This is a genomic window from Nocardia altamirensis NBRC 108246 (assembly GCF_001612685.1).
GTDB lineage: Bacteria > Actinomycetota > Actinomycetes > Mycobacteriales > Mycobacteriaceae > Nocardia > Nocardia altamirensis.
In genome coordinates this window covers 1-22,673 of the sequence record NZ_BDAY01000103.1, presented here as the reverse complement: position 1 = coordinate 22,673, position 22,673 = coordinate 1, and the positions used below count along the sequence as shown (strand labels likewise).

18 protein-coding genes are annotated in these 22,673 nt (G+C 67.6%); 5 read left to right on the top strand and 13 right to left on the bottom strand.

Going from position 1 to position 22,673, the window contains the following annotated elements; translation table 11 throughout:
* Positions 1-10: 10 nt before the first annotated feature.
* The 3 genes from NA11_RS38805 to NA11_RS38795 all read right to left on the bottom strand — a co-directional run bounded on the left by NA11_RS38805 (position 11) and on the right by NA11_RS38795 (position 4,876).
* Positions 11-592, bottom strand: a complete 582-nt coding sequence (locus NA11_RS38805) for a DUF6529 family protein (protein ID WP_141718088.1) — start codon at positions 590-592, stop codon at positions 11-13.
* Positions 582-1,241, bottom strand: coding sequence for a hypothetical protein (locus tag NA11_RS38800; protein WP_069167087.1), 660 nt, complete (start codon positions 1,239-1,241; stop codon positions 582-584). The genes NA11_RS38805 and NA11_RS38800 overlap by 11 nt, the downstream gene beginning before the upstream one ends.
* A 203-nt stretch (positions 1,242-1,444) precedes the next feature.
* A complete protein-coding gene (locus NA11_RS38795) occupies positions 1,445-4,876 on the bottom strand; it encodes an AfsR/SARP family transcriptional regulator (protein WP_084655459.1) in 3,432 nt (1,143 codons plus the stop codon).
* A 113-nt stretch (positions 4,877-4,989) separates the two neighbouring features.
* Between NA11_RS38795 and NA11_RS38790 the strand changes: the two genes are divergently transcribed.
* Positions 4,990-5,898: an alpha/beta fold hydrolase gene (locus NA11_RS38790; RefSeq protein WP_069167086.1), complete on the top strand. Its 909-nt coding sequence runs from the start codon at positions 4,990-4,992 to the stop codon at positions 5,896-5,898.
* The gene (locus NA11_RS38785; protein ID WP_069167085.1) at positions 5,895-6,506 is read left to right on the top strand and encodes an NADPH-dependent FMN reductase; all 612 of its coding nucleotides are present in this window, start codon (positions 5,895-5,897) and stop codon (positions 6,504-6,506) included. Before NA11_RS38790 ends, NA11_RS38785 begins: the two co-directional genes overlap by 4 nt.
* Before the next feature lie 123 nt (positions 6,507-6,629).
* Here NA11_RS38785 and NA11_RS38780 read toward each other — a convergent pair whose 3' ends face one another.
* The 8 genes from NA11_RS38780 to NA11_RS38745 all read right to left on the bottom strand — a co-directional run bounded on the left by NA11_RS38780 (position 6,630) and on the right by NA11_RS38745 (position 16,146).
* Complete coding sequence (locus tag NA11_RS38780) at positions 6,630-7,574, bottom strand: extracellular catalytic domain type 1 short-chain-length polyhydroxyalkanoate depolymerase (RefSeq protein ID WP_167837824.1); 945 nt, start codon at positions 7,572-7,574, stop codon at positions 6,630-6,632.
* 96 nt (positions 7,575-7,670) lie between these two features.
* Positions 7,671-9,617 carry an acetate--CoA ligase gene (acs, locus tag NA11_RS38775; protein WP_069167083.1) on the bottom strand — a complete coding sequence of 649 codons (1,947 nt, stop codon included), beginning with the start codon at positions 9,615-9,617 and terminating at the stop codon, positions 7,671-7,673.
* Positions 9,618-9,706: 89 nt separating this feature from the next.
* Entirely contained in the window at positions 9,707-11,344 is a 1,638-nt protein-coding gene (locus NA11_RS38770; protein ID WP_069167082.1) for a monocarboxylic acid transporter, read from the bottom strand.
* Entirely contained in the window at positions 11,341-11,697 is a 357-nt protein-coding gene (locus NA11_RS38765) for a DUF485 domain-containing protein (RefSeq protein ID WP_069167081.1), read from the bottom strand. Before NA11_RS38765 ends, NA11_RS38770 begins: the two co-directional genes overlap by 4 nt.
* A 153-nt stretch (positions 11,698-11,850) precedes the next feature.
* On the bottom strand, positions 11,851-13,602 hold the full coding sequence (locus tag NA11_RS38760; RefSeq protein ID WP_069167080.1) for a sodium/solute symporter: 1,752 nt from the start codon (positions 13,600-13,602) through the stop codon (positions 11,851-11,853).
* A gap of 96 nt (positions 13,603-13,698) precedes the next feature.
* Positions 13,699-14,064 (bottom strand): hypothetical protein, encoded by a 366-nt coding sequence (locus NA11_RS38755; protein WP_069167079.1) that lies wholly within the window; start codon positions 14,062-14,064, stop codon positions 13,699-13,701.
* Complete coding sequence (locus NA11_RS38750) at positions 14,061-14,858, bottom strand: LytR/AlgR family response regulator transcription factor (RefSeq protein WP_069167078.1); 798 nt, start codon at positions 14,856-14,858, stop codon at positions 14,061-14,063. Before NA11_RS38750 ends, NA11_RS38755 begins: the two co-directional genes overlap by 4 nt.
* An 88-nt stretch (positions 14,859-14,946) precedes the next feature.
* Positions 14,947-16,146 (bottom strand): sensor histidine kinase, encoded by a 1,200-nt coding sequence (locus NA11_RS38745; protein ID WP_069167077.1) that lies wholly within the window; start codon positions 16,144-16,146, stop codon positions 14,947-14,949.
* A 287-nt stretch (positions 16,147-16,433) separates the two neighbouring features.
* On the opposite strand from NA11_RS38745, the gene dnaE reads away from it, so the two are divergent.
* Positions 16,434-19,982, top strand: a complete 3,549-nt coding sequence (gene dnaE, locus NA11_RS38740; protein WP_084655457.1) for a DNA polymerase III subunit alpha — start codon at positions 16,434-16,436, stop codon at positions 19,980-19,982.
* Positions 19,983-20,042: 60 nt separating this feature from the next.
* Here dnaE and NA11_RS38735 read toward each other — a convergent pair whose 3' ends face one another.
* Positions 20,043-21,239, bottom strand: a complete 1,197-nt coding sequence (locus tag NA11_RS38735; protein ID WP_069167076.1) for a Cmx/CmrA family chloramphenicol efflux MFS transporter — start codon at positions 21,237-21,239, stop codon at positions 20,043-20,045.
* 77 nt (positions 21,240-21,316) lie between these two features.
* Positions 21,317-21,889, bottom strand: a complete 573-nt coding sequence (locus NA11_RS38730; RefSeq protein ID WP_069167075.1) for a TetR/AcrR family transcriptional regulator — start codon at positions 21,887-21,889, stop codon at positions 21,317-21,319.
* Between the two features lie 113 nt (positions 21,890-22,002).
* Here NA11_RS38730 and NA11_RS38725 point away from each other — a divergent pair, with 113 nt between their 5' ends.
* The gene (locus NA11_RS38725; RefSeq protein WP_069167074.1) at positions 22,003-22,323 is read left to right on the top strand and encodes a hypothetical protein; all 321 of its coding nucleotides are present in this window, start codon (positions 22,003-22,005) and stop codon (positions 22,321-22,323) included.
* The gene (locus NA11_RS38720) at positions 22,320-22,643 is read left to right on the top strand and encodes a type II toxin-antitoxin system PemK/MazF family toxin (protein ID WP_069167073.1); all 324 of its coding nucleotides are present in this window, start codon (positions 22,320-22,322) and stop codon (positions 22,641-22,643) included. Before NA11_RS38725 ends, NA11_RS38720 begins: the two co-directional genes overlap by 4 nt.
* Positions 22,644-22,673 lie beyond the last annotated feature (30 nt).

Here is a 22,673-nt window from a genome sequence, read left to right as displayed (position 1 = left end):
CGATCTCCGATCAGAAGGTGAGGCCGTTGTTCTGGAAGAACCAGAGCGATGAGGTGAGCCAGAGGCCGGTCAGCCCGGTCAGGACCAAGCCGCCCGCGACCGGGATCACCCAGCCGGGCAAGCCTTTCCGGGTGAGCAGCAGCATCTTGGCGACGAACGCGCCGTAGAAGAAGCAGCCGAGCAGCGAATGTGCGAGCACCCGGTTGTCGTACTGCTGAAAACCCAAGGCGTACAGGCAGTGCACCGCGACCGGGACGCTGGCGAGCACGGCGAGCCTGCCCGACCAGACATGCGCGGTGCCGATCCAAGACGGCGCGGAGATGCCGGGCAGCTTGCCGTACATCGCCAGCGCCGAGACGAACTGGAACAGCGCGAAGACGAAGGCGACGGTGCCCAGCCAGGCCTTGACCGCCTGCGGGCCGGAGAACCCCGCGATGTTCACCGAAAAGGCCGAGGGGTCATGGGTTTTGGCGTAGACGCCGAGCAGCACCGAGACCGCGGCGCCGACGAGCACCGGGATGGCGATGGCGGCGATCGCCGCGGTGCTCGGCTGCGGCCGCTCGATGGGCTCCGTCTCTCGCTCAGCCGACACTGTCACCACCACTTACCTTGTTCGCAGTTATCTTCTTGCCGTTGATGATTGCCGTCGCGTCGGGGGCGAGGCCTTGGGCTGGCGAGGTCGTGCCGTCGGCGCCGCGCTGGACGCCGGTGACAGCACCGGCGCCGTCGACGATCCAGCTCTGTCGCACGCCCGCCTCGGTGTAGACGTAGAGTCCGGCGGGCGGTTGCACAGGCGCGGTGCTGAAGTCCCACTTCTTGGCGCCGAGCGACAGCGTTCCGGTCACCGTCTTGCCGTCGAAACGGCCGTCGAGCTTGGCGTCGTTCTTGCCGTTCAGCTGGAGCCCACCGTTGGTTGCGCTGCCCTGCAGCCAGGATTCGACCGCCTTGCCGTCGCAGGCGTAGGCGATCGCCTTGCCGTTCTCGACGGTGATCGACAGTGTGATCGGTGCGCCCGCCGGTAGCGGAATGTTGCCGATATAGTCCGCCTTCGGCGGGAACTGCGCTGGTGCTGGTGCGCTCGTAGTCGGCGGTGCCGGTGCGGCGACGGTGGCGCTCGACGTCACCGTCGTGTTCGGTTCGGCCGTCGACGGTTCGGTCTCTTTGGACATATTGACGACAAGCAGGACAAGGCCGAGCACGGCCACCGCCGCCAGGGTGAGCCACGGCCCGAGACGTTTCATAGGATCTCCTCGAGGTACGGCCGAACTCTGCACCGGCCGACACGGTCCCCGGCGCGAGGGCTGCGCACCGGTACCGCTCTTCGCATTGTCAACGGGGCAGCGCACCCGATCGGTTCAAACCGACATTCCCGACACCCACCGGTCGGCGTGTTGACCATTTGTGTCGCATCGGTGCGCTGGTCCGCTTTTCGAGCGCCTCGAGATCAAAGCTGCGGATTCCGGGAAGAGGTGCGGCCAGTGCCAGCGCGGGGGTCGCAGTGTGTGAGGTCAGGCGGGGGTTGTGTGGGTGTGAGTGTTAGCACCAGTGCGCGGGCCTCGGTGGGGGAGAGAGCGGTTCCGGCGGTGTGGGCCGTGGTGAAGGCAGGTTCGCCGAGGGCATTGCGGACCGCGTCGGTGGGGCGGTCGATGTCCGGACGTTCGGCGGGGAGCAGGGGCATGCCGTTGGCTTCGCGGACCGCTTGCGCGCTACCGAGAAGTTGTGCGGCGATGTCGAATTCGCCGAGGCCGACAGCTGCCGCGGCGAGGCCGGCCAGGGCGAAGGCGGTGTCGCGCGGGGCTTCGATCCGCAGGGCCCCATCGAGGGCGGCGAGGTGCATGGCCAAGGCGGCGACGGGTTCGTCGCGGTGCTCGTGCAGGTAGCCGAGTTCGACCTGGATCATCGGGAGGAAGAGCGGGGTCTCTTCGCCGTCGGCCGGTGCTATCGCGAGCAGGTCGAGCAGGATGCGTTCGGCGACATCCGGTTTGCCGTTGCGGCGGGCGGCGAACGCCAACACGATGGTGGCGAAGAGTCGGCCGGGCTGATAGCCGTGCTCGGTGGCGACCTGCACGGCTTGTTCGCCGAGAGCTTCGGCGCGGTCGTATTCGGTGTGCTGCATGGCGATCCAGCCGAGCCAGCACAGGTGGGTGCAGACCTGGCCCCAGAGTTCCAGCTCCTGTGCCAAACCCAGTGCCTCGGCATGGATGTCGGTGGCGCCGGACAGATCGCCGGTCAATTCGGCAAGCCCGCCGAGCCATTCGGCCGCCTGCAGCCTGCCCCAGCGATCGTCGAGCTCGGCGAACAGCCGGGCCGCGGTGCGGGCGTGTGCTTCCAGCGCGGCCAGATCCACCCGACTGTGCGCGGCCTGCGCCAGGGCGACGTTGCCCAGCGCGACACCCCAGCGGTCGCCCAGCTGTTCGCAGGCCGGAAGTGCTTGGTGCAGCAGCGCCGTCAATTCGGCGATGTCACCGGATTCGAGCGCGGAGAACGCGAGGAACACCTGGGCGCGGGCGCGGCCCGCCGGATCGTCGACGGTCTCGTACGCCGCGAGGACCTCGGCGCGTCTGGCCGCGCCGTCGGCGAATTCGCCTTGCCGGAAGGCGAATCCGGTTCGCCAGGCCAGGGCGGGCACCCGGTGCTGCGCCGCACCGTCGAGCGCCAGCGCGGCATCGAACCAGCGTCGCGCCTCGGTCAACCGTCCGCGCAGCAGCCAGTACCAGGCGAGCGCACGCACGAGTCGAAGTGCCGCATCGCCGTTCCCGGCGCGCACGAACCCATCCAGTGCCGCACGCAGATTCGCGTCCTCGGCATCGAGCCTGCGCAGCCAGCGCTGCTGATCCGCGCCATGCAGCTCCGGCGCGGCGCGCTCCGCCAGCGCCAAGTAGTACCAGTGGTGTGCCCGATGTACCCCGTCGAACTCCCCGGACTCGGCGAGCCGGTCAAGACAGAACGCCACCACCGACTCCAGCAGTCGATACCGCCGCCCCACAGCCTGTACCAGCGACCGATCCACCAGCCGCGCAACAACATCGGCGATCGTCGAGGGATCGAGGTCGCGTCGGCGCACACCGCTGTCGCCGACCGTCAGAGCTCCTTCAGCAGTGTTGACTCCGCCCGGCAGTCCGCCAGACTGATCGCTCCCACTTGCGGCGGACGTCGTCCTTGGGACGGAGCGGTCCCAGGCATCGCCGGACTGGACACCGAGCCCGGCTGTGGCACAAACGGTTTCGGCGGCCTCCAGGGTGCAGCCGCCCGCGTGCACCGCGAGGCGGCGCAGCACGGCCTGCTCGGTGTCGTCGAGCAGACCCCAGCTCCAGTCGATCATCGCGGTGAGAGTTTGCTGGCGCGGAGGCGCGCCGCGATGGCCGGTGGCGAGCAGGCGAAAACGGTCGTCCAGCCTGGCGACCATGTCGTGCACGCCGAGGGCGCGGACGCGGGTGGCGGCCAGTTCGAGGGCGAGCGGGATGCCGTCCAGTCGGCGGCACAGCGTGGCCACCGCGTCGGCGGTGCCGGCATCGAGGACGAAATCGCGCGCGCTTGCGCGGGCCCGGGCGACGAAAAGCTGCACGGCACTGGAGTGTTCGAGATCGGCGAGGTCGGCGTCGGGAGCGGGGATCGCGAGCGGTTCCACCGCGACGATGTCTTCGCCAGGCAGCCGCAACTGTTCGCGGCTGGTGGCAAGGATGTGCAGGTTCGGTGCGGCGCCGAGGAGCAGTTCGGCCAGTTCGGCCGCGTGGTCGATGACGTGCTCGCAGTTGTCGAGCACCAGCAGGAGTTCCTGGTCGGCGAGCACCTCGCACAGCAGGTCGGCGGGGTCGGCGCCATCGGTGGCGTTGATGCCGAGCACCTGAGATACCGCGTCCGCCAGGAACGTTGCCGCGTCGGCGGTGGTCGGTTGCAGGGGCGCGAGTTCGACAAGCCAGGTGCCGTGCGCAAACCGGTCTGCCACCGCGGTCGCCGCGGCAAGGGCGAGCCGGGTCTTGCCGACGCCGCCCGGTCCGGTCAATGTCACCAGCCGAGCTGCCTCGACCGCACGGTCTATCTCGGCGAGATCGGCGTCGCGGCCGATCAGTGCGGTGCGCTGCGCGGGAATGTTGGTGCTGCGCCGCCGGATGACGGTCTCCGGCCGCGGCGCGGCGAGCTCGAGCTCCTGGGCCAGGATCGACCGATGCAGCGCGACCAGCTCAGGACTCGGATCGAGGCCGAGCTCGTCGGCCAACTGCCTGCGCAGCTCTTCGTAGCTGTCGAGTGCTTCGGCCTGCCTGCCTGCGCCGTAGAGGGACCGCAGGTGCGCGGCACGAAGACGTTCGCGCAGTGGATGTTCCGCGACGAACCCGCCGAGATCGCCGGCCACCTCCCGGTACTCGCCGAGCGAAAGACGCGCCTCGGCAAGTTCTTCCACGGCGACGAGGCGTTGTTCCTCGAGCTGTGCGATGGCGGGTTGCGCGAACGTGGCGTCCCGGAAGTCGGCGAACGCGGGACCGCGCCACAGCTCCAGCGCATCGGTGAGCGCGCGCACTCGGTCCTTCGTTTCGGTTGCCGCGCGGGCGGTCGCGACCAGCGCGCGGAACCGCACCGCGTCCACTTCGGTGGTCGCCAGCCGATAACCGGGCGGCGGTGAGACGACCAGCTCACGGGCGCCGGGTTCGGCGTCTTCCAGTGCCCGCCGCAGCTGCGACGCCTTCGCCGCGAGGGTGCCCGCCGGATTGCCTGGCGGATCCTCGGCCCAGATGTCGTCGATGAGCCGATCGCCCGACACCGGCTGACCTGCGCCGACCAGCAGATCCGCGAGCAGCGCGCGCACTTTGGTCCCCGGGATCGGCACCACGGTGCCGGTATCCGTCCAGACCGTCAACGGACCGAGCACACCGAAACGCATAGGGGCAGCTTAACCAGGGGGCGCACGGGCGGAATCGGACCGTAAAGAAACCGGAAGGTGCCCCGGCCAGAGTTGGTGACAACGCAGGAACAAACCTACCGAAAGAGCTCGACATGAAACTCACCACCGTCTTCGCCGCCGCCGTTCTCGCCGCGACCGCTGTGCTGGCAGGCTGCGGAACCGCCGAGGAGAACACCAAGGCCGCACCGGCCAAGCCCGGTGCTTACGCCGACGTCAACGGCCTGCACATGTACTACGAAGTGCACGGCACCCCGACCGACCAGCCGCCGCTGGTGCTGCTGCACGGCGCACTGTCCGGCATCGACACCGACTTCGGTCAGCTCATCCCGGAACTGGCCAAGTCCCGCCAGATCATCGCCGTCGAACAGCAGGCGCACGGCCGCACCGCCGACATCGACCGCCCGCTGCGCACGCCGCAGATGGCCGAAGACACCGTCGCACTGCTGCGCAGCATCGGCGTGCAGCGTGCCGACATTCTCGGCTACAGCATGGGTGCCGGTGTGGCACTGGAGATTACGCTGAAGCATCCCGAGCTGGTTCGCAAGCAGATCCTCGCCGCAGGCGGTCTCGACGCGAACGCCATGCACCCCGGCCTGCTCGACGGGCTCGCCGATCTGCAACCGGAGATGCTGCACGGCTCCCCGTTCCACGCCGATTACCTGAAGAACGCGCCGCGACCCGACGACTTCCCCCGGCTGGTGGCGCGGGTCAAGGAGCACGACCAGAACGCGATCCCGGTCGTCACGCCGGAGGCGGCCCGCCAGGTCAAGGCCCCGACGTTGACCGTGATCGGTGACTCCGACATCGTCCGGCCCGAGCACGCCGTCGAGATGTTCCGCCTGTTCGGCGGCGGCATCATGGGCGATACGCCTGCGGGGCTGCCCAATTCGCAGCTGGCGATCCTGCCGGGCACGTCGCACATCACGCTGGTGCATCGCCCGGAGCTGCTGTTGCCGATGATCCCGGCCTTCCTCGACGCACCGGTCAAGGACGCGCGATGACCGCTGCCTCGAGCGGTGATTCGAGGCGCAGTGGTGGCCGGTTGCGGGTGGTGCTGATCCTCGGCAGCACCCGCGCCGGGCGGTTCGGCCCCACCGTCGCCGACTGGTTCGCCGGTCGGCTCGGTCGCCGCGACCTCGACCTCGACCGCGTCGATCTGGCGACCGCAGGCCTGCCCGACCAACTGACCGGCCCCGACGAACCACTTCCCGCCGCCGTCCGCGCGCTCAGCGAACGCCTCTGCGTCGCAGACGCTTTCGTCGTAGTCACCCCCGAATACAACCGCAGCTTCCCGGCCGCGCTGAAGAACGCCATCGACTGGTTCGACACCGAATGGGCCGCCAAACCGGTCACCGTCGTCGGCTACGGCACCGACTCCGACGGCAGCCACGCCGCCGCGCACCTCCGCCAGATCTTCGGCGAACTCAACGCCGTCCCCATCCGCCGCACCATCACCATCGCCAAGGCCTGGCAACGCTTCGCCGCCGACGGCACCTGGCCCCGCCGCGACCCCGACCTCGAAGAATCCGTCACCACCACCCTCGACCAACTCCTCTGGTGGGCCGAAGCTTTGCGTGACGCCCGCAGCAAAACTCCGTTCGTGGCGTAGGCATGGCTACCGAATCCGCGGGAACCGTGGCGGCGGACCCGGTCCCCCTCATCGATCGGGTGGCCGGGTCCGCCGGGTTCGGGGTACCCGATGGGGGTTGGCGGGGAAACCTTGGATCGGGCGCTAGCAGGCCTGGTGGGCTGCGGTCATGCGGTGGGCGAGGAGGAAGCGCATGAGGTTGCGTTGGACGTCGATGCCGAAATCTTGTTGGAGGATGGCGGCGCCGAAAGCGTGTTCGGCCACGAGAGGTGTGGTGAATTGGGCCAGTTCGCAGCCGCGGGGGCTGGCGTAGTGCTCGAGCGTGAGGGGGATCGGGATGCCTCGGCCTGGCATGAGCAACTCCACACCGGTCGGGAGCAGGGGTGCGGAACCCGGGTCGGCGAGGTTGTCGGCGTCCAGCCACTGGGCCAGGTTCGTCCGGCCGATCACGATGTTGCTGACCTGGTCGAAAAGGGTCTGCAGGAAGAATGTCGGCATCGGGCGGGCGCGCGGGCCCATCGCGTCGATGACGACCTGGCCGCCGAGTTGCGTGCGGTAGGGGGCGCCTGCCATGGGGGCGATCGCGGCGTACAGGTCGGGGTAGGTGGCGCCGAGGTTCGTGGTGGTCGCGCCGCCTGCGGAGTAGCCGCCGAGGTAGACGCGGGACCGGTCGAGGTCGAGGTCGTCGAGCAGGGTGGTGGTGATGCCCGCGATGAGGGACGGCTCACCGCGATCGCGTTCCTGGTTCCCTGGTTTGTCCCAGTTCCAGCAGTACAACGCGTTGGCGGCCTGGTCCTGGATGGGATAGGCGAGCACGAAACCCATTTCGTCCGCGACCCGGGTGAGCGAGAACCCGGTGGGGTTCGGGTGCGCGATCGGATCATTGCAGCCGTGCAGGTACACCATCAACGGCTTGCCTGCGGAGTCACCAGGCGGAATGTGCAGGTAGTAGCAGCGGGTGCCCGCGCTGTTGGTGTAGCAGCGTTTATCGATCTGGGCGTGCGCGCCGGGCGCCGCGATGAGCAGCGCGGCCACGAACACGAGGACACCACCGAGGACAGCGAAGAAACGGAGCGCGGTGCATCGCACCCCGAAAGCGTATCCGCGCACGGCCTTTCCGAACACCCCTCGGTTCGCCCGGCGGACCCGGCCCCTCATCGTGCCGGGTCCGCCGCGAGGCGGGCGCTACCCGCGGGCTATCGCCTCGAAGACCTTGGGGTCCACCAGGGTCGAGGTGTCGCCGAGCTCGCGGCCCTCGGCGACGTCACGGAGCAGGCGGCGCATGATCTTGCCGCTGCGGGTTTTCGGGAGCTCGGGCACCACGTGGATTTCGCGCGGCCTGGCGATGGGGCTGATCTCGCGGGCCACTTCGGCTTTCAGCTCGCCGATCAGCGCGTCGCCGGTATTCGCCGTGCCCGCGGTGAGGATGACGAACGCGACGATGGCCTGTCCGGTGGTGGCGTCACTGGCCCCGACGACGGCGGCCTCGGCGACCCCCGCGTGTCCGACGAGCGCGGATTCGACTTCAGCGGTGGAGATTCGGTGCCCCGACACGTTCATCACGTCGTCGACCCGGCCGAGCACCCAGAGGTCGCCGTCGGCGTCGAGCTTGGCGCCGTCACCGGCGAAATACCAACCGGTGGCGGCGAACCGAGCCCAGTAGGTCTCGCGGAAGCGCGCCATGTCGCCCCAGATACCGCGCAGCATCGACGGCCACGGCTGGTCGAGGACGAGCAAACCTGAGGCGCCGCGGTCGAGTTCGACGCCGTCGTCATCGACGATCTTCGCCGAGACGCCGGGCAGCGGTGTCATCGCGGCGCCGGGCTTGGCCGCGGTGACACCGGGCAGCGGCGAGATCATGATCGCGCCGGTCTCGGTCTGCCACCAGGTGTCGACGATCGGAGTGCGGTTGCCGCCGATGACGTCTCGATACCAGCGCCAAGCCTCTGGGTTGATCGGTTCACCCACCGAGCCGAGCAGGCGCAGTGAGGACAGGTCATGGGCATCGGGAATCTCCCTGCCCCACTTCATGAACGTACGCACCAGTGTCGGGGCTGTGTAATAAATAGTGACGCCGTATTTTTCGATGATCTGGAAATGGCGGTGCTCGTCGGGGGAATTGGGGGTGCCTTCGTAGACGACCTGGGTGGCGCGGTTGGCCAATGGTCCGTAGACGATGTAGCTGTGTCCGGTGACCCAGCCGATATCGGCGGTGCACCAGTAAATGTCTTGTCCGGCTTTGTGATCGAAGACGTTGTGGTGGGTGTAGGCGGCTTGGGTGAGGTAGCCGCCGGAGGTGTGCAGGATGCCCTTGGGCTTTCCGGTGGTGCCTGAGGTGTAGAGGATGAACAGCGGGTGCTCGGCGTCGAACGCCTGCGCCTCGTGCTCCGGCGACGCATCGGTGACGGTGTCGTGCCACCACAGGTCACGCCCCTCGGTCCACGGCACCTCGATTCCGGTGCGGCGCACCACGAGTACGTGCTCAACCGTGTCGTGCACCCCGCCGAGCGCCTCGTCCACGGCCGCCTTGAGCGGTGCCGCGGTGCCCCGCCGCCACTGGCCGTCGGTGGTGATCACCAGCCTGGCTTCGGCGTCATCGATGCGCTGGCGCAGGGCGGTGGGGGAGAAGCCTGCGAACACCACGGAGTGGGTGAGGCCGAGCCGGGCACAGGCCAGCATGGCGACGATGGCCTCGGGCACCATCGGCATGTAGATGGCGACCCGATCACCGACCCGCATGCCCAGCTCGGTGAGGTAGTTTGCCGCCCTTGATACTTCGTCCCGAAGTTCTCCGTAGGTGATATCGCGCGAGTCGCCGGGTTCGCCTTCCCAGTGGATGGCGACCTGGTCGCCGTGCCCGTCGAGCACGTGCCGGTCGACGCAGTTGTAGGCGACGTTGAGCTTGCCGTCGACGAACCACTTCGCCACCGGCGCGTCGCTCCAGTCCAGCACCTGGCGCCACGGCTGATGCCAGTGCAAACGACCGGCCTGCTCAGCCCAGAACTCCAGTCGATCGGCCGCCGCCCGGTCGTACAGCGTCGCATCGGCATTCGCCGTTGCGGCGAACCCGTCCGGCGGCGGGTAGGCCGCCGGGGTCGTGGTGTCGCGGGGATCGGTGGTTGCGCTGGTCAACGCGATATCTCCTTACGAGAGAACAAGGGGGCAATGATTACCGGGCATCGCTCATGGGACGGCAGGCCGACGGAGTCGGCCCTGGCGACTCAGTGCGCCACCGCCTTTTCGGCGCCGACACCGGTGAGCGAACGGACCTCCATCTCGGCGGCGACGGCCGGGTTCTCATCCTTCGGGCCGAGGAACGTGCCGATGATGCCGAGCGCGAAAGCCAAGGGGATGGAGACGATTCCGGGGTTGGACAGCGGGAACCAGTCGAAGTCCAAGCTGGGCAGCATCGCGGCCTTGTTGCCGGACACCGCGGGCGAGAAGACGATCAGCACGATGGTCGAGATCAGCCCGCCGTACATGCTGAACAGCGCGCCGGTGGTGTTGAAGCGCTTCCAGAACAGCGAGTACAGGATCGTCGGCAGGTTCGCCGCCGCCGCCACCGCGAACGCCAGCGCGACCAGGAACGCGATGTTCTGCCCGTTGGCGAGGATGCCGAGGCCGATCGCGAGCACGCCGATCACCACGGCGGTGATCCGGGAGACCCGCACCTGCTTGTTGTCATCGACCTTGCCGCGCTTGATGACTCCGGCGTAGATGTCGTGCGCGAACGAGGTCGCCGCGGTGATGGTGAGCCCGGCGACCACCGCGAGGATGGTGGCGAACGCGACCGCGGAGATGATGCCGAGCAGGATGACGCCGCCGAGTTCGAACGCGAGCAGCGGTGCGGCGGAGTTCTGTCCGCCTGCGGCGGCCAGGATCCGGTCCGGTCCGACGATGGCGGCGGCGCCGTAGCCGAGCACCAGGGTGAACAGGTAGAACGCGCCGATCAGCCCAATCGCCCATACGACTGATCGGCGCGCCTCCTTCGCGGTCGGCACGGTGTAGAAGCGCATCAGCACGTGCGGGAGGCCCGCGGTGCCGAGCACCAGTGCCAGACCGAGAGACAGGAAGTTGAGCTTCGAGGTGGCGCTGCCGCCGTACTGCGCGCCTGGCGCGAGCACGTCACGCGCGGCGACCGCCTTGTTCGCCGACCCGGTCACGTGCTCTTGCGCCGAGCCGAGAATGTCGGACAGGTTGAAACCGAACTTGGCGAACACCATCACCGTCATCAGCGCGGCGCCCGTGATCAGCAGCACCGCCTTGATGATCTGCACCCACGTGGTGCCCTTCATGCCGCCGACCAGCACGTACACGATCATCAGCACGCCGACGACCGCGATGACCACGGCCTGGCCCGACTTGCTGGAGATGTCGAGCAGCAGCGCGACAAGACCACCGGCACCGGCCATCTGGGCCAGCAGGTAGAACAGCGACACCGCAAGCGTGGTCAACGCTGCCGCGGTGCGCACCGGCCCCTGCTTGAGCCGGAAGCTCAACACATCGGCCATGGTGAATTTGCCGGTGTTCCTGAGCATTTCGGCGACGAGCAGCAGCGCGACCAGCCAGGCGACCAGGAATCCGATGGAGTAGAGGAACCCGTCGTAGCCGTACACCGCGATCGCCCCGGCGATGCCGAGAAAGCTTGCGGCGGAAAGGTAGTCGCCCGCGATGGCGATGCCGTTCTGCGGGCCGGAGAAGCCGCGCCCGCCGGTGAAGAAGTCGGCGGCGGTGGCGTTGCTGCGGCTGGCGCGGATGACGACGACCATGGTGATCGCGACGAACACCGCGAAGATGCCGATATTCGCGGCCGGTTCACCGACGGTGGTGGCAGCGGCGTAGGTGCTGACGTGATTCACGCCTGGCCTCCCTCGAGCTTGGTGCGGATGGCCGCCGCACGCGGATCCAGTTCCCGGTTGGCGAACCGGACGTAGAGCGCGGTGATGGCGAAGGTGGAGACGAACTGCCCGAGGCCGAGCAACAATCCGACGTTGATGTTGCCGAAGACCTTGTTCGCCATGAAGTCGTGCGCGTACGCGCCGAGCAGCACATAGCTGAGGTACCACAGCAGGAACAGCGCGGTCATCGGAAAGACGAAGCGGCGCAGCCGCTTTCGTAACTCCTGGAAATCGGGGCTGGCTTGCACTTCGGCGAATTCTGCTGCACTCGGGGTACGCCGGGAGGCGGAGCCGTCGAGTTCGGTACTGGTCATGGTGGTCCTAGCGTGGGAACAAGGCTTACGTGTCCAGCACCGTAGCCAGCCCTGTATGAGGAAATGGTGATGTGGCCTGGGTCACTCCGGGAACCCCGCCGATTGTGCGGTGAACGGTCGATTCGGCGCGACGAACGGTTGTCGGAATCGGCGTCACTGCGAGCGCAGGCTGCCCTCGCGATCGGCGCCCATGCCGAGCCGTTCCGGTGCGTGCATCCGGACGAAGATGCGCCCGACCCGTCGCGCACTCGGGCCGGTGGTCAGCTTGCTGATCACCACCATCGCGGCGAATGCCAGTGGCACGCTGATCGCTGCCGGGTAGCCGAGCAGTGCGGCGGGCCAGCCGCCCGCGACCGCGTCGGAGATGCCGCCGGTCACCGAAACCACCGTCGCCCCACCGGAAACCAGTCCGCCCGCGATCAGCCCGGCCGCCGCACCTGTCGCGGTGAGGCCGCGCCACCAGATGCCGAGCACCAGCAGCGGGCACAGGGTGGAGGCGGCCACCGAGAACGCGAGCCCGACCGTGCGGGACAGGTCGAGCGACGCGACGGTGAGCGAAAGGGCAAGCGGCACCGTCCCTGCGGCCACCGCAGCCACCCGGAAGTCGCGAATTCGTCCGCGCAGCATGTCGGTGCTCAGCACGCCGGCGATGCTCACCAGCAGGCCCGACGAGGTGGACAGGAATGCGGCGATCGCCCCTGCCGCAACCAGCGCCGCGAGCAGTTGGCCCGGCAGCCCGGCGACCACCGAGCCCGGCAGCAAAACCACTGCGGCATCGGAGGTTCCGGTGATCAGCAGCTGCGGTACATACAGCCGCGCGAACACCCCGAGCAGCACCGGGAACAGATAGAACAGCCCGACGAGCCCGATCACCGCGAGCGCCGTCGCCCTGGCGGCCCTGCCGTCCGGGTTCGTGTAGAAGCGCACCAGCACATGCGGCAAACCCATGGTGCCGAGGAAGGTCGCGATGATCAGCGAATACACCTGGTAGGTCGGATGTGTGCCGCCGAAGCCGCCGCCGGGTTCGAGCCAGCCCGCGCCGTCGGCGGGCGCACCGGCCACCACCGGCACCGCCGCCCCCGCATCCAGCACCAACTCGGTGCCCGCCGACAGCTCGTGTGGGCCGGGCGTCAGCAGCACCTGCCCATCGACCTGCCGGTCGTCGAGCTTTCCGGTGATCGAAACCTCCTGCGCCGCACCGACTTGCACCACCACGTCGGTGCGGATGTCGACCACCGTCCGCTCGGTGACCACCGGGGGAGCGGGGGCGCCGAGCGCACGGTCCTCGGCGAGGAAGTACCCGAGCAGCACCAGCGCGGGAATCGCGACCGCGGTCAATTTCAACCAGTACTGGAAGGCCTGCACCAGCGTGATGGACCGCATGCCGCCGCCTGCCACGTTGGCGATCACGATCGCACCCACCGCGACCGCGCCGACCCAGTCGGGCAGGCCGAGCAGCGTGTGCAGCGTCAAGCCGGCACCCTGGAACTGCGGGATCAGATACACCGCGCACACCAGCACCACCACGGTCGCGGCGAGTCTGCGCAAACGCAGTGAGCCCAAACGGAATTCGGCGAAATCGGGCACCGTGTAGGCGCCGGACCGGCGCAGCGGTGCGGCGACGAACAGCAGCAGCGACAGATAGCCCGCGGTGAATCCCACCGGATACCAGAGTGCGTCCGCGCCGTACTTCGCGATCAGTCCGGCGACGCCGAGAAAGGAGGCGGCGGAAAGGTATTCACCGGAGATGGCGGCGGCGTTCCAGCCGGATCTGACGCTGCGCGAGGCAACGAGGAAATCGGAGGTGGTGCGCGCCAGGCGAACTCCGTACGCGCCGATCGCGACGGTGGCGAACGCGGCGAACAGCAGCGCGAGCACCGTCAGCGCAGGCACCGATCCGGTCATCGGGCCAGCTCGAGGCGTGCGGATGATGCTCGGTCGGTCAAGTATTCGGCGCGGGACGTGTCGATACGCGGTCGCGGGTTCGGCTGGGTACGCATGTCAGTCCTCGGCCAAATCGAGGAAGTCCTGCTCGTTGCGTTCGGCCAGCCGGACATACACCCGGCCGACCAGATACAGCAGCGGATACACCGCGATACCGAGCAGCAACCACGGCAGCCGGATGCCGAGCACAACCACCGATCCCACCGACCCGATGCCGAAAAGTACAGGCAGCGAACACAGCACGACGATAGTGACGAAGCCGAAGCGCAGCGCGAGCCCGAGCTGGGCGCGAATCAGGCCCTCGATCAACGCCGCACCGATCTCGGTTTGCTCGACCACTTCCATCCGCGTGCGCACCCGCCGCGCGCCCCGCCGCTCCGACAGCACGACGCGCTGCCGGACCGGACGCTGCGGACCCGTCATTGGCCGCCCCACTGCTGCCGAGGCCCGTGCACCAGGCGCTGTTTCAGCTCGCGCACCTGCCTGCGGCTGACCGGCAGCTCCACCGCCGCCGCGGCGCCATCGGCCCGCAGACACACCACCGTTCCGGTGCCGACCGTGCGCAGCCCGGTCACCAGTCGCAACGCGACCAGATAGGACCGGTGCACCCGCAGAAAACCCGCATCCTCCCACCGGGACTCCAACGCGGACAACGGAATTCGAACCAGATGCGAGCCACCGCTGGTGTGTAGCCGCGCGTAGTCGCCGTCCGCCTCCACCCAGCTCACGCTCGACCGCGGCACCAGCGTGGTCACGCCGCCGAGCTCCACCGGGATCACCTCGCTCGGATCGGCTTTCGACCCGTCGACGGCAGGTGCTGCGGCGGCACGGGTGGCGACGATCCGGCGCACCGCCTCGGCGAGCCGCGCTTCCCGCAGCGGCTTGAGCAGATAGTCCACCGCCCCGAGATCGAAGGCTGACACCGCCCGATCGTCGTGGGCCGTCACGAAGACCACCGCGGGTGGATTCGCGAACTCCGACAGGATGCCTGCCAGCTCCATCCCGTCCAGGCCCGGCATGTTGATGTCGAGGAACACCGCGTCGACCGGATGGGCGCGCAACACCCGCAGCGCGGAGGTCGCGTCGGCCGCGGCGTGGATCTCGCCGACACCCGGCTGCGCGCGCAACAGATACACCAGCTCGTCCAGAGCAGGCTTCTCGTCGTCGACGGCCAGCACGCGCACGCTACCGGCCGATGTCTCGGTGGTCCGCGTCACAACCGCTCCATCGTATGCGGCGCGGCGAGTGGCACACCACGGAGTGGAGCTCTCGACGAATGCCGCAGCCAGGTGCCACTCGTGCGCGTCACGCCTGGATGCCCGCGCGGAATTTGGGGATGCGCAGGTTGATTTTGGTGCCTGCGCCTGGCGCGGTTTCCACGACGAGGCCGTAGTCGTTGCCGAAGGCGGCGCGCAAGCGGTCGTCGACGTTGGCGAGGCCGACGTGCGCGGACGCGCCGGAACCGGCTGGGCCGCTCCCGGTTTCGATGGCGTCGAGCGCGCCGGAGCGGAGCAGCTCCGGGTCCATGCCGACGCCGTCGTCCTCGACGCTGATCAGGCAGTCGGTGCCTGCGTCGGTGGCGGTGATGCTGACCGTGCCGCCGCGCGCCGCGCCGGCCAAGCCGTGCCGGACGGCGTTCTCCACCAGCGGTTGCAGCGCGAGGAACGGCAGCACGACGCCGAGGACCTCAGGCGCGATCTGCAGCCGCACCTGGAGCGCGTCACCGAAGCGGGCGCGTTCGAGTGCCAGATAGCGTTCGATGTTGCGCAGTTCGTCGGCGAGCACGGTGAATTCGCCTGCGGCGCGGAACGAATACCTGGTGAAGTCGGCGAATTCGAGGATGAGCTCCCTGGCCCGGTCCGGGTCGGTGCGCACGAACGAGGCGATGGTGTTCAACGCGTTGTAGATGAAATGCGGGCTGATCTGGGCGCGCAGCGCGCGCACCTCGGCACGGTCGAGCCGGGCCCGAGAGGCATCCAGTTCGGCCAATTCGAGTTGGCCGCAGGCATATCGGGCGACCTCGGCCACCGCGCCGAGCCATCCTGGCCCCGGTTGTCCACCGGTCACCACGCCCAGAACGCCTGCGACGCCGGTGCTTTCGATGAGCAGCGGCTGGGCGATCAGCGTCCGACCCGCGTGCGCGCCGTTGCCTGGCCCGGCGACAAGCACCGGCCGTTCGCCCGCGACGGCCCGTGCGGCCGCGGCGGTGAAGTGCTCGGCGAGTTCGGCGTGTGGCCCGGCCCAGGCGAGCAGGGTGCCGTCCGGGTCGGCGATGCCGAGCGCCTCGGCCCCCGTGAGGGTGCGCAGATGCGGTGCGGCTTCCTGCGCCGAGTCTGCGGTTAGCCCGCGCCGCAGGGGCAGCGCCGCCAGCGACGCGGTGTGCAGCGCCGAATGCACGGCCCGTTCGGCCGGTGTGGTGACCACCCGGCGGGTCCGCGGCCAGATCACCAGCGCACCGGCGATCAACGCGGCCGAGACGACGAGCGCGACAACGGTCGTCGTCATCGCGGATCCGGAATCCGGGGTGTAGGCCGTGCATTCATGCGCTGATTATCGCGTCCGGGTCGTGGACAAGGACTCCGGCGCGCGGTTACCCCATAGCGCGTGCCGCCCCCGGGTCGGCTAGCGGAATTCAGACGCACGTACGGTGAGTCGTGAGACGCGCCGGTGATCTTTGCCACCGACACGCCGAACACCTGCGCAGGCGCCGCGCGCCTGTCCGAACCAGTCGGTGGGGACCCCTAGAATCGGTCCAGCCAACCCCCGTCGAGACCTTGGGAGGAAGGACCGTCTTGGCCGCCTCGTCCGGATCGTTCGTTCACCTGCACAACCACACCGAGTACTCCATGCTCGACGGTGCGGCCAAAATTTCTCCGCTCTTCGCAGAGGCGAAACGGCTGGGCATGAACGCCGTCGGCATGACGGACCACGGCAATATGTACGGCGCCTCCGAGTTCTACAACTCGGCGAAGAAGGCCGACATCAAGCCGATCATCGGCATCGAGGCCTACATCGCGCCCGCGTCCCGGTTCGACACCAAGCGCGTGCAGTGGGGCGATCCGAGCCAGAAGGGCGACGACGTCTCCGGTTCCGGCGCCTACACGCACATGACGATGGTCGCGGAGAACGCGACCGGCCTGCGCAACCTGTTCAAGCTGTCCTCGCTCGCCTCGCTGGAAGGCCAGCTCGGCAAGTGGGCGCGCATGGACGAGGAGATCATCGCCCAGTACGCCGAGGGCATCATCGCCACCACCGGCTGCCCGTCGGGTGAGGTGCAGACGCGGTTGCGCCTCGGCCACGATCGCGAGGCGCTGGAAGCAGCTGCGAAATGGCAGGAAATTTTCGGGAAGGACAACTTCTTCCTGGAGATCATGGACCACGGCCTGTCCATCGAACGCCGGGTCCGCGAAGGTCTGCTCGAGGTCGGCAAGAAGCTCGGCATCCCGCCGATCGCGACCAACGACTGCCACTACGTCACCAAGGATCAGTCGACCAATCACGAAGCGCTGCTGTGCATTCAGACCGGCAAGACGCTCAGCGACCCGACCAGGTTCAAGTTCGACGGTGACGGTTACTACCTGAAGTCCGCCGAGGAGATGCGCGCGCTCTGGGACGCCGAGGTGCCCGGCGCCTGCGACAACACCGTGCTGATCGGCGAGCGGGTGCAGTCCTACGACGACGTGTGGGCCTTCAAGGACCGCATGCCGATCTTCCCCGTCCCCGAGGGCGAGGATCAGGACTCGTTCCTGCGCAAGGAGGTAGATCGCGGACTGGCCCGCCGCTTCCCGGACGGTGTGCCCGACGAGTACTACACGCGCGCCTACTTCGAGCTCGACGTCATCAAGCAGAAGGGCTTCCCCGCCTACTTCCTCGTCGTCGGCGACCTCGTCACGCACGCGAAAGAGGTCGGCATCCGGGTCGGCCCCGGCCGTGGTTCGGCGGCCGGTTCGCTGGTCGCCTACGCGCTCGGCATCACCAATATCGACCCGCTTCCGCACGGCCTGCTTTTCGAGCGGTTCCTGAACCCGGAGCGCCCGTCCGCGCCCGATATCGATATCGACTTCGACGATCGCCGCCGCGGTGAAATGGTCCGCTACGCCACCGACAAGTGGGGCAGCGACCGAGTCGCCCAGGTGATCACGTTCGGCACCATCAAAACCAAGGCCGCGATCAAGGACTCGGCGCGCGTGCTGTTCGGTCAGCCCGGATTCGCGATCGCCGACCAGATCTCCAAGGCGCTGCCGCCGCCGATCATGGCGAAGGACATCTCGGTCGCCGGCATCACCGACCCCGACCACGAGCGCTACAAGGAAGCCGCCGAGGTCCGCGAACTCATCGGCAGCAACCCGGATGTCGCGAAGATCTACGAGACCGCGCGTGGCTTGGAAGGCCTGATCCGCAACGCGGGCGTGCACGCCTGCGCGGTCATCATGTCCTCCGAACCGCTCACCGACGCCATCCCGGTGTGGAAGCGGGCCCAGGACGGCGCGATCATCACCGGCTGGGACTACCCGTCCTGCGAGGCCATCGGCCTGCTGAAGATGGACTTCCTCGGCCTGCGCAACCTCACCGTCATCGGTGACGCCCTGGACAACATCAGTGCCAACCGCGGCCTCGACCTCGACATGGACAACCTGCCGCTCGACGATCCGGCGACCTACGAATTGCTGTCGCGCGGTGACACTCTCGGCGTGTTCCAGCTCGACGGTGGTCCCATGCGCGACCTGCTGCGCCGCATGCAGCCCACCGGCTTCAACGACATCGTCGCCGTGCTCGCGCTGTACCGCCCCGGTCCGATGGGCATGAACGCGCACAACGACTACGCCGACCGCAAGAACGGGCGGCAGGAGATCAAACCGATCCATCCTGAGCTCGAAGAGCCGCTGAAGGACATTCTCTCCGAAACTTACGGTCTGATCGTCTACCAAGAGCAGATCATGTTCATCGCGCAGAAGGTCGCCAGCTACACCATGGGTAAGGCCGACGCGCTGCGTAAGGCCATGGGTAAGAAGAAGCTCGAGGTGCTGGAGGCCGAGTACAAGGGCTTCCACGAGGGCATGACGAACAACGGGTTCTCCGAGGCCGCGGTGAAGGCTCTGTGGGACACCATCCTTCCGTTCGCCGGGTACGCGTTCAACAAATCGCACGCCGCGGGCTACGGGCTCGTCTCGTTCTGGACCGCCTATCTCAAGGCCAACTATCCGGCCGAATACATGGCAGGCCTGCTCACTTCCGTCGGCGACGACAAGGACAAGGCCGCGGTCTATCTGTCGGACTGCCGTCGCCTCGGCATCACCGTGCTGCCGCCGGATGTCAACGAATCCGAGCTGAACTTCGCCTCGGTCGGCAAGGACATCCGGTTCGGGCTCGGCGCGGTGCGCAACGTCGGCGCCAACGTGGTGTCCTCGATCATTGCCGCGCGCAAGGAGAAGTCGAAGTTCACCGACTTCTCCGACTACCTGAACAAGATCGACGCGATCGCCTGCACCAAGAAGGTCACCGAATCCCTCATCAAGGCAGGCGGATTCGACTCGCTGGGGCATCCGCGCAAGGGGCTGCTGCTGATCCATTCGGATGCCATCGACGCGGTGATGTCCACCAAGAAGGCCGAGGCGATCGGGCAGTTCGACCTGTTCGGCGGCGTCGACGCGGACGAGTCGGTGTCCTCGATCTTCAACGTGAAGGTGCCCGACGACGAGTGGGAGTCCAAGCACAAGCTGGCGCTGGAACGCGAGATGCTCGGCCTGTACGTGTCCGGGCATCCGCTCAACGGCGTCGAGCATGTCCTTGCGGCGCAGGCGGATACGCAGATCCCCGCGATCCTCGAAGGGGACGTCAAGGACGGCGCCCAGGTGACCCTCGGCGGCATCCTCGCCTCGGTGAACCGGCGGATCAACAAGAACGGCCTGGCCTGGGCGTCGGCTCAGCTGGAAGACCTCTCCGGTGGTATCGAGGTGCTCTTCTTCCCGCAGGCCTACTCGGTGTACGGGATGGACGTGGTCGAGGACGCGGTGGTGCTGGTGAAGGCGCGCGTCTCGGTGCGCGACGACCGGATCTCGTTGATCGCCAACGACCTTGCCGTGCCCGACCTGTCCTCCATCGGCGTCGCCAAGCCGCTCGCGGTCACGATGACCACCCGGATGTGCACCCCCGACAAGATCAGCGAGTTCAAGAAGGTCCTGTCCAGGCATCCGGGCACCTCCGACGTACACATCCGCCATGTCGGCGCCCGCGAGAAGACCACGTTGCTGAAACTCGATGACAGTCTGCGAGTTTCGCCGTCGTCGGCGTTGATGGGCGATTTGAAGGCGCTGCTCGGGCCTGGGTGTTTGACGGCCTGAGGGTTGGGGAATGGGCTCGCGCCGCGCTTCCGGGTGGGAAGTGCGGCGCGAGTTGTGGTTTCAGTGGGTGAGTTCGGGGACGCGGGGGTCGGCTTCGGGGGTGGGGATTCGTGCGGGCTTGCGGGTGACGAGTTGTTCCCACGTTACGGTGCCGAGGGCGGCGATGCCGACGACGGCGCCGATCCAGGCGACCGACGCGTAGCCGAGACCGCCGCCGATGGCGAGGCCGCCGAGCCACGGGCCGAGGGTGATGCCGACATTGAACGAGGAGACGTTGAACGCGGGGGCGAGGGTCGGGCCGTTGGGGGCGAGGTTGAAGACTCGGCTGTTCAGGGTCGGGTTGGTGCCGAAACCGAAGGCGCCGAGCAGGAAGGTCAGGACAACGACCGGTGCGGTGTGCTCTGCGGTGAGGGCGAGCAGCACCGAGGTGCCGACCACGCCCGCGATGCCGACGTAGAGGGTGCGGATCGGGTGGGTGTCGGCGGTGCGGCCGCCGAGGACGATGCCGACGAAACCGCCGACGCCGAACACGGCGAGCACGACCGGGATCCAGCCGTCGGTCAGGCCGGTGGTCTGCGACAGCAGCGCACCCAGGTAGGCGAAGCTGACCAGCAGCGAGGCGATGGAGAGCGCGGTGGTGCTGTAGGACAACCACAGTCGCGGGTTGACCATGCTGCGTAGTTCCTTGCGTAGGTCGGGGGCGACCGCCGCGCGATCTGCCGGGATCTTGGCGAGCACGCCGATCATGGCGAGCGCGGACATGATCGCCACCGTCCAGAACGCCGCACGCCAGCCGAGGTGCTGGCTGATCACGGTGCCCGCGGGCAGGCCGACGACGGTCGCGATGGTGAGTCCGCCCGCGACGATGCTCATCGCTTTGCCGCGCGCGTTCTCCGGCACCAGGCTGATCGCGGTGGTCGCCGCGACCGACCAGAATCCGGCGTAGACGAACGCGCCGATCACCCTGGTCCCGAACAGCACCCAGTAGTCGTCGGTCAGCGCGGCGACGATGTGCGCGGCCACGAAGATCGCGAGGAACCCGAGCAGCGCGGTGCGCTTCGGCAACCGCAGCGTCGCCACCGCGAGTACCGGCGCGCCGATCACCATGCCCAGCGCGAACGCCGAAATGAGCAGTCCGGCTTGTGGAATGGAGACACCGAGATCGGTGGAGAGCTCGGTGAGCAGGCCGGAGAGCATCATCTCCGAGGTGCCCTGGGCGAAAATGGACAACCCGAGGATGTAGACGGCGAACGGCATGGGTACCTCTCTTGTTTTAGATCATTTAGTTCAAAACTTGGGCATGGCGAAAGATGCTGTAGTCGTGCATTTCTGGATCAGAGAGCGGCCAGTGCGGTCGAGGCGATGGCTTCCAGCGTGGCTCGCTCTGCGCCGCCCCTGGCTGCCACGCGCATCCCTGAAATGGTGGCGATCATGAAGTGCGCTAACGCCTGCGCATCCTTCGCCTTGTCGATTTCCCCTGCCCGCCTACCGCTTTCGAACACTGTCGTCAGCGCGGCCAAGCGTAGCTCGTGGTCATCGCGCAGCGCCGCAGCAACGTCCGCGTCGCGCGGTGCGAGTTCGACGATCGAATTCACCACGAAGCAGCCCATCGGATCTTCGTCCGGCGCCTCTGCTACCTGCTGCAACAACGTCCGCATCTTGGCCTTGGCCGGCTGATCGCCCTCGAGTACGGCAAACGTGGTGGCGTTCTTGGTGGTCATGTACCGCCGCAACGCCTGCTGGAACAGATCATGCTTGCTCGAAAAGGTGTTGTAGATGCTGCTCCGTCCCAACCCGGTCGCCTCGCACAGATCCTGCGTCGAGGTTCCGTCGTAGCCTGCCGTCCAGAACGCCCGAACGGCGGCATCGACTGCCCGCTCCTCATCGAACTGTCTCGGCCTCGGCATGCGTCCGACGCTAGCACGGTTTTGAACTGAGTGATACAAAAGGATGTGATGCGCAGTGGTGCATCACCAGCTGATGATTGTTATCGCATCGATATCGATGTAGCATCTGATGCATGACGAGACGAACGACGCTAACGCTGACTGAGCGGGAGGAACGCACGCTCTCGACGCTCAGTAATCGGACGGGGCCGGAGTGGCTGCTGTTCGAATCCATCGCTGCACATCTCGGCTACGAACTGAGTTCGGAGTCTTCCGAGGCGACCGTGATTCGCGTACTGATGGCGATCGGCGCGCAGGTGTTGATCGATGAGGCGCTGGAGGAGGGGTATCGGCAGCTGGCCGAGGTCTGGCCGGAGGTGCATGACGAGGCCGAAGCGCAGGAGTTCCGTCGTCGGCGTGCTGCCAGGCGTGCGAACGGTGGTGGCACCGAATGACGAACTCGGCCCCGGTCCGTGGGCAGATCTATCGCGTCGACGTCGGTTACGGTCCGAAGCCGTGGTTGATCGTCTCCAACAATCGGCGCAACCGGCTGTTGTCCGATGTGCTGGTCGTGCGGATCACAACAACCGACAAGCATGCTCTCTTGCCGACTTGGGTCCCGCTGACCTCAGCCGATCCGCTGGTCGGTCAGATCGTCGCCGACGACCTCGAGCAGGTAGGTCGTGATGAACTCGGCGCACTCCTCGGGACGATCAGCCCGGGCACGGTCATGGCCGTGAACTCCGCTTTGAAACTCGCGCTTGCTATTCCGTGAAGTCGGGCCGACGACCGAGCTGGTGAATGG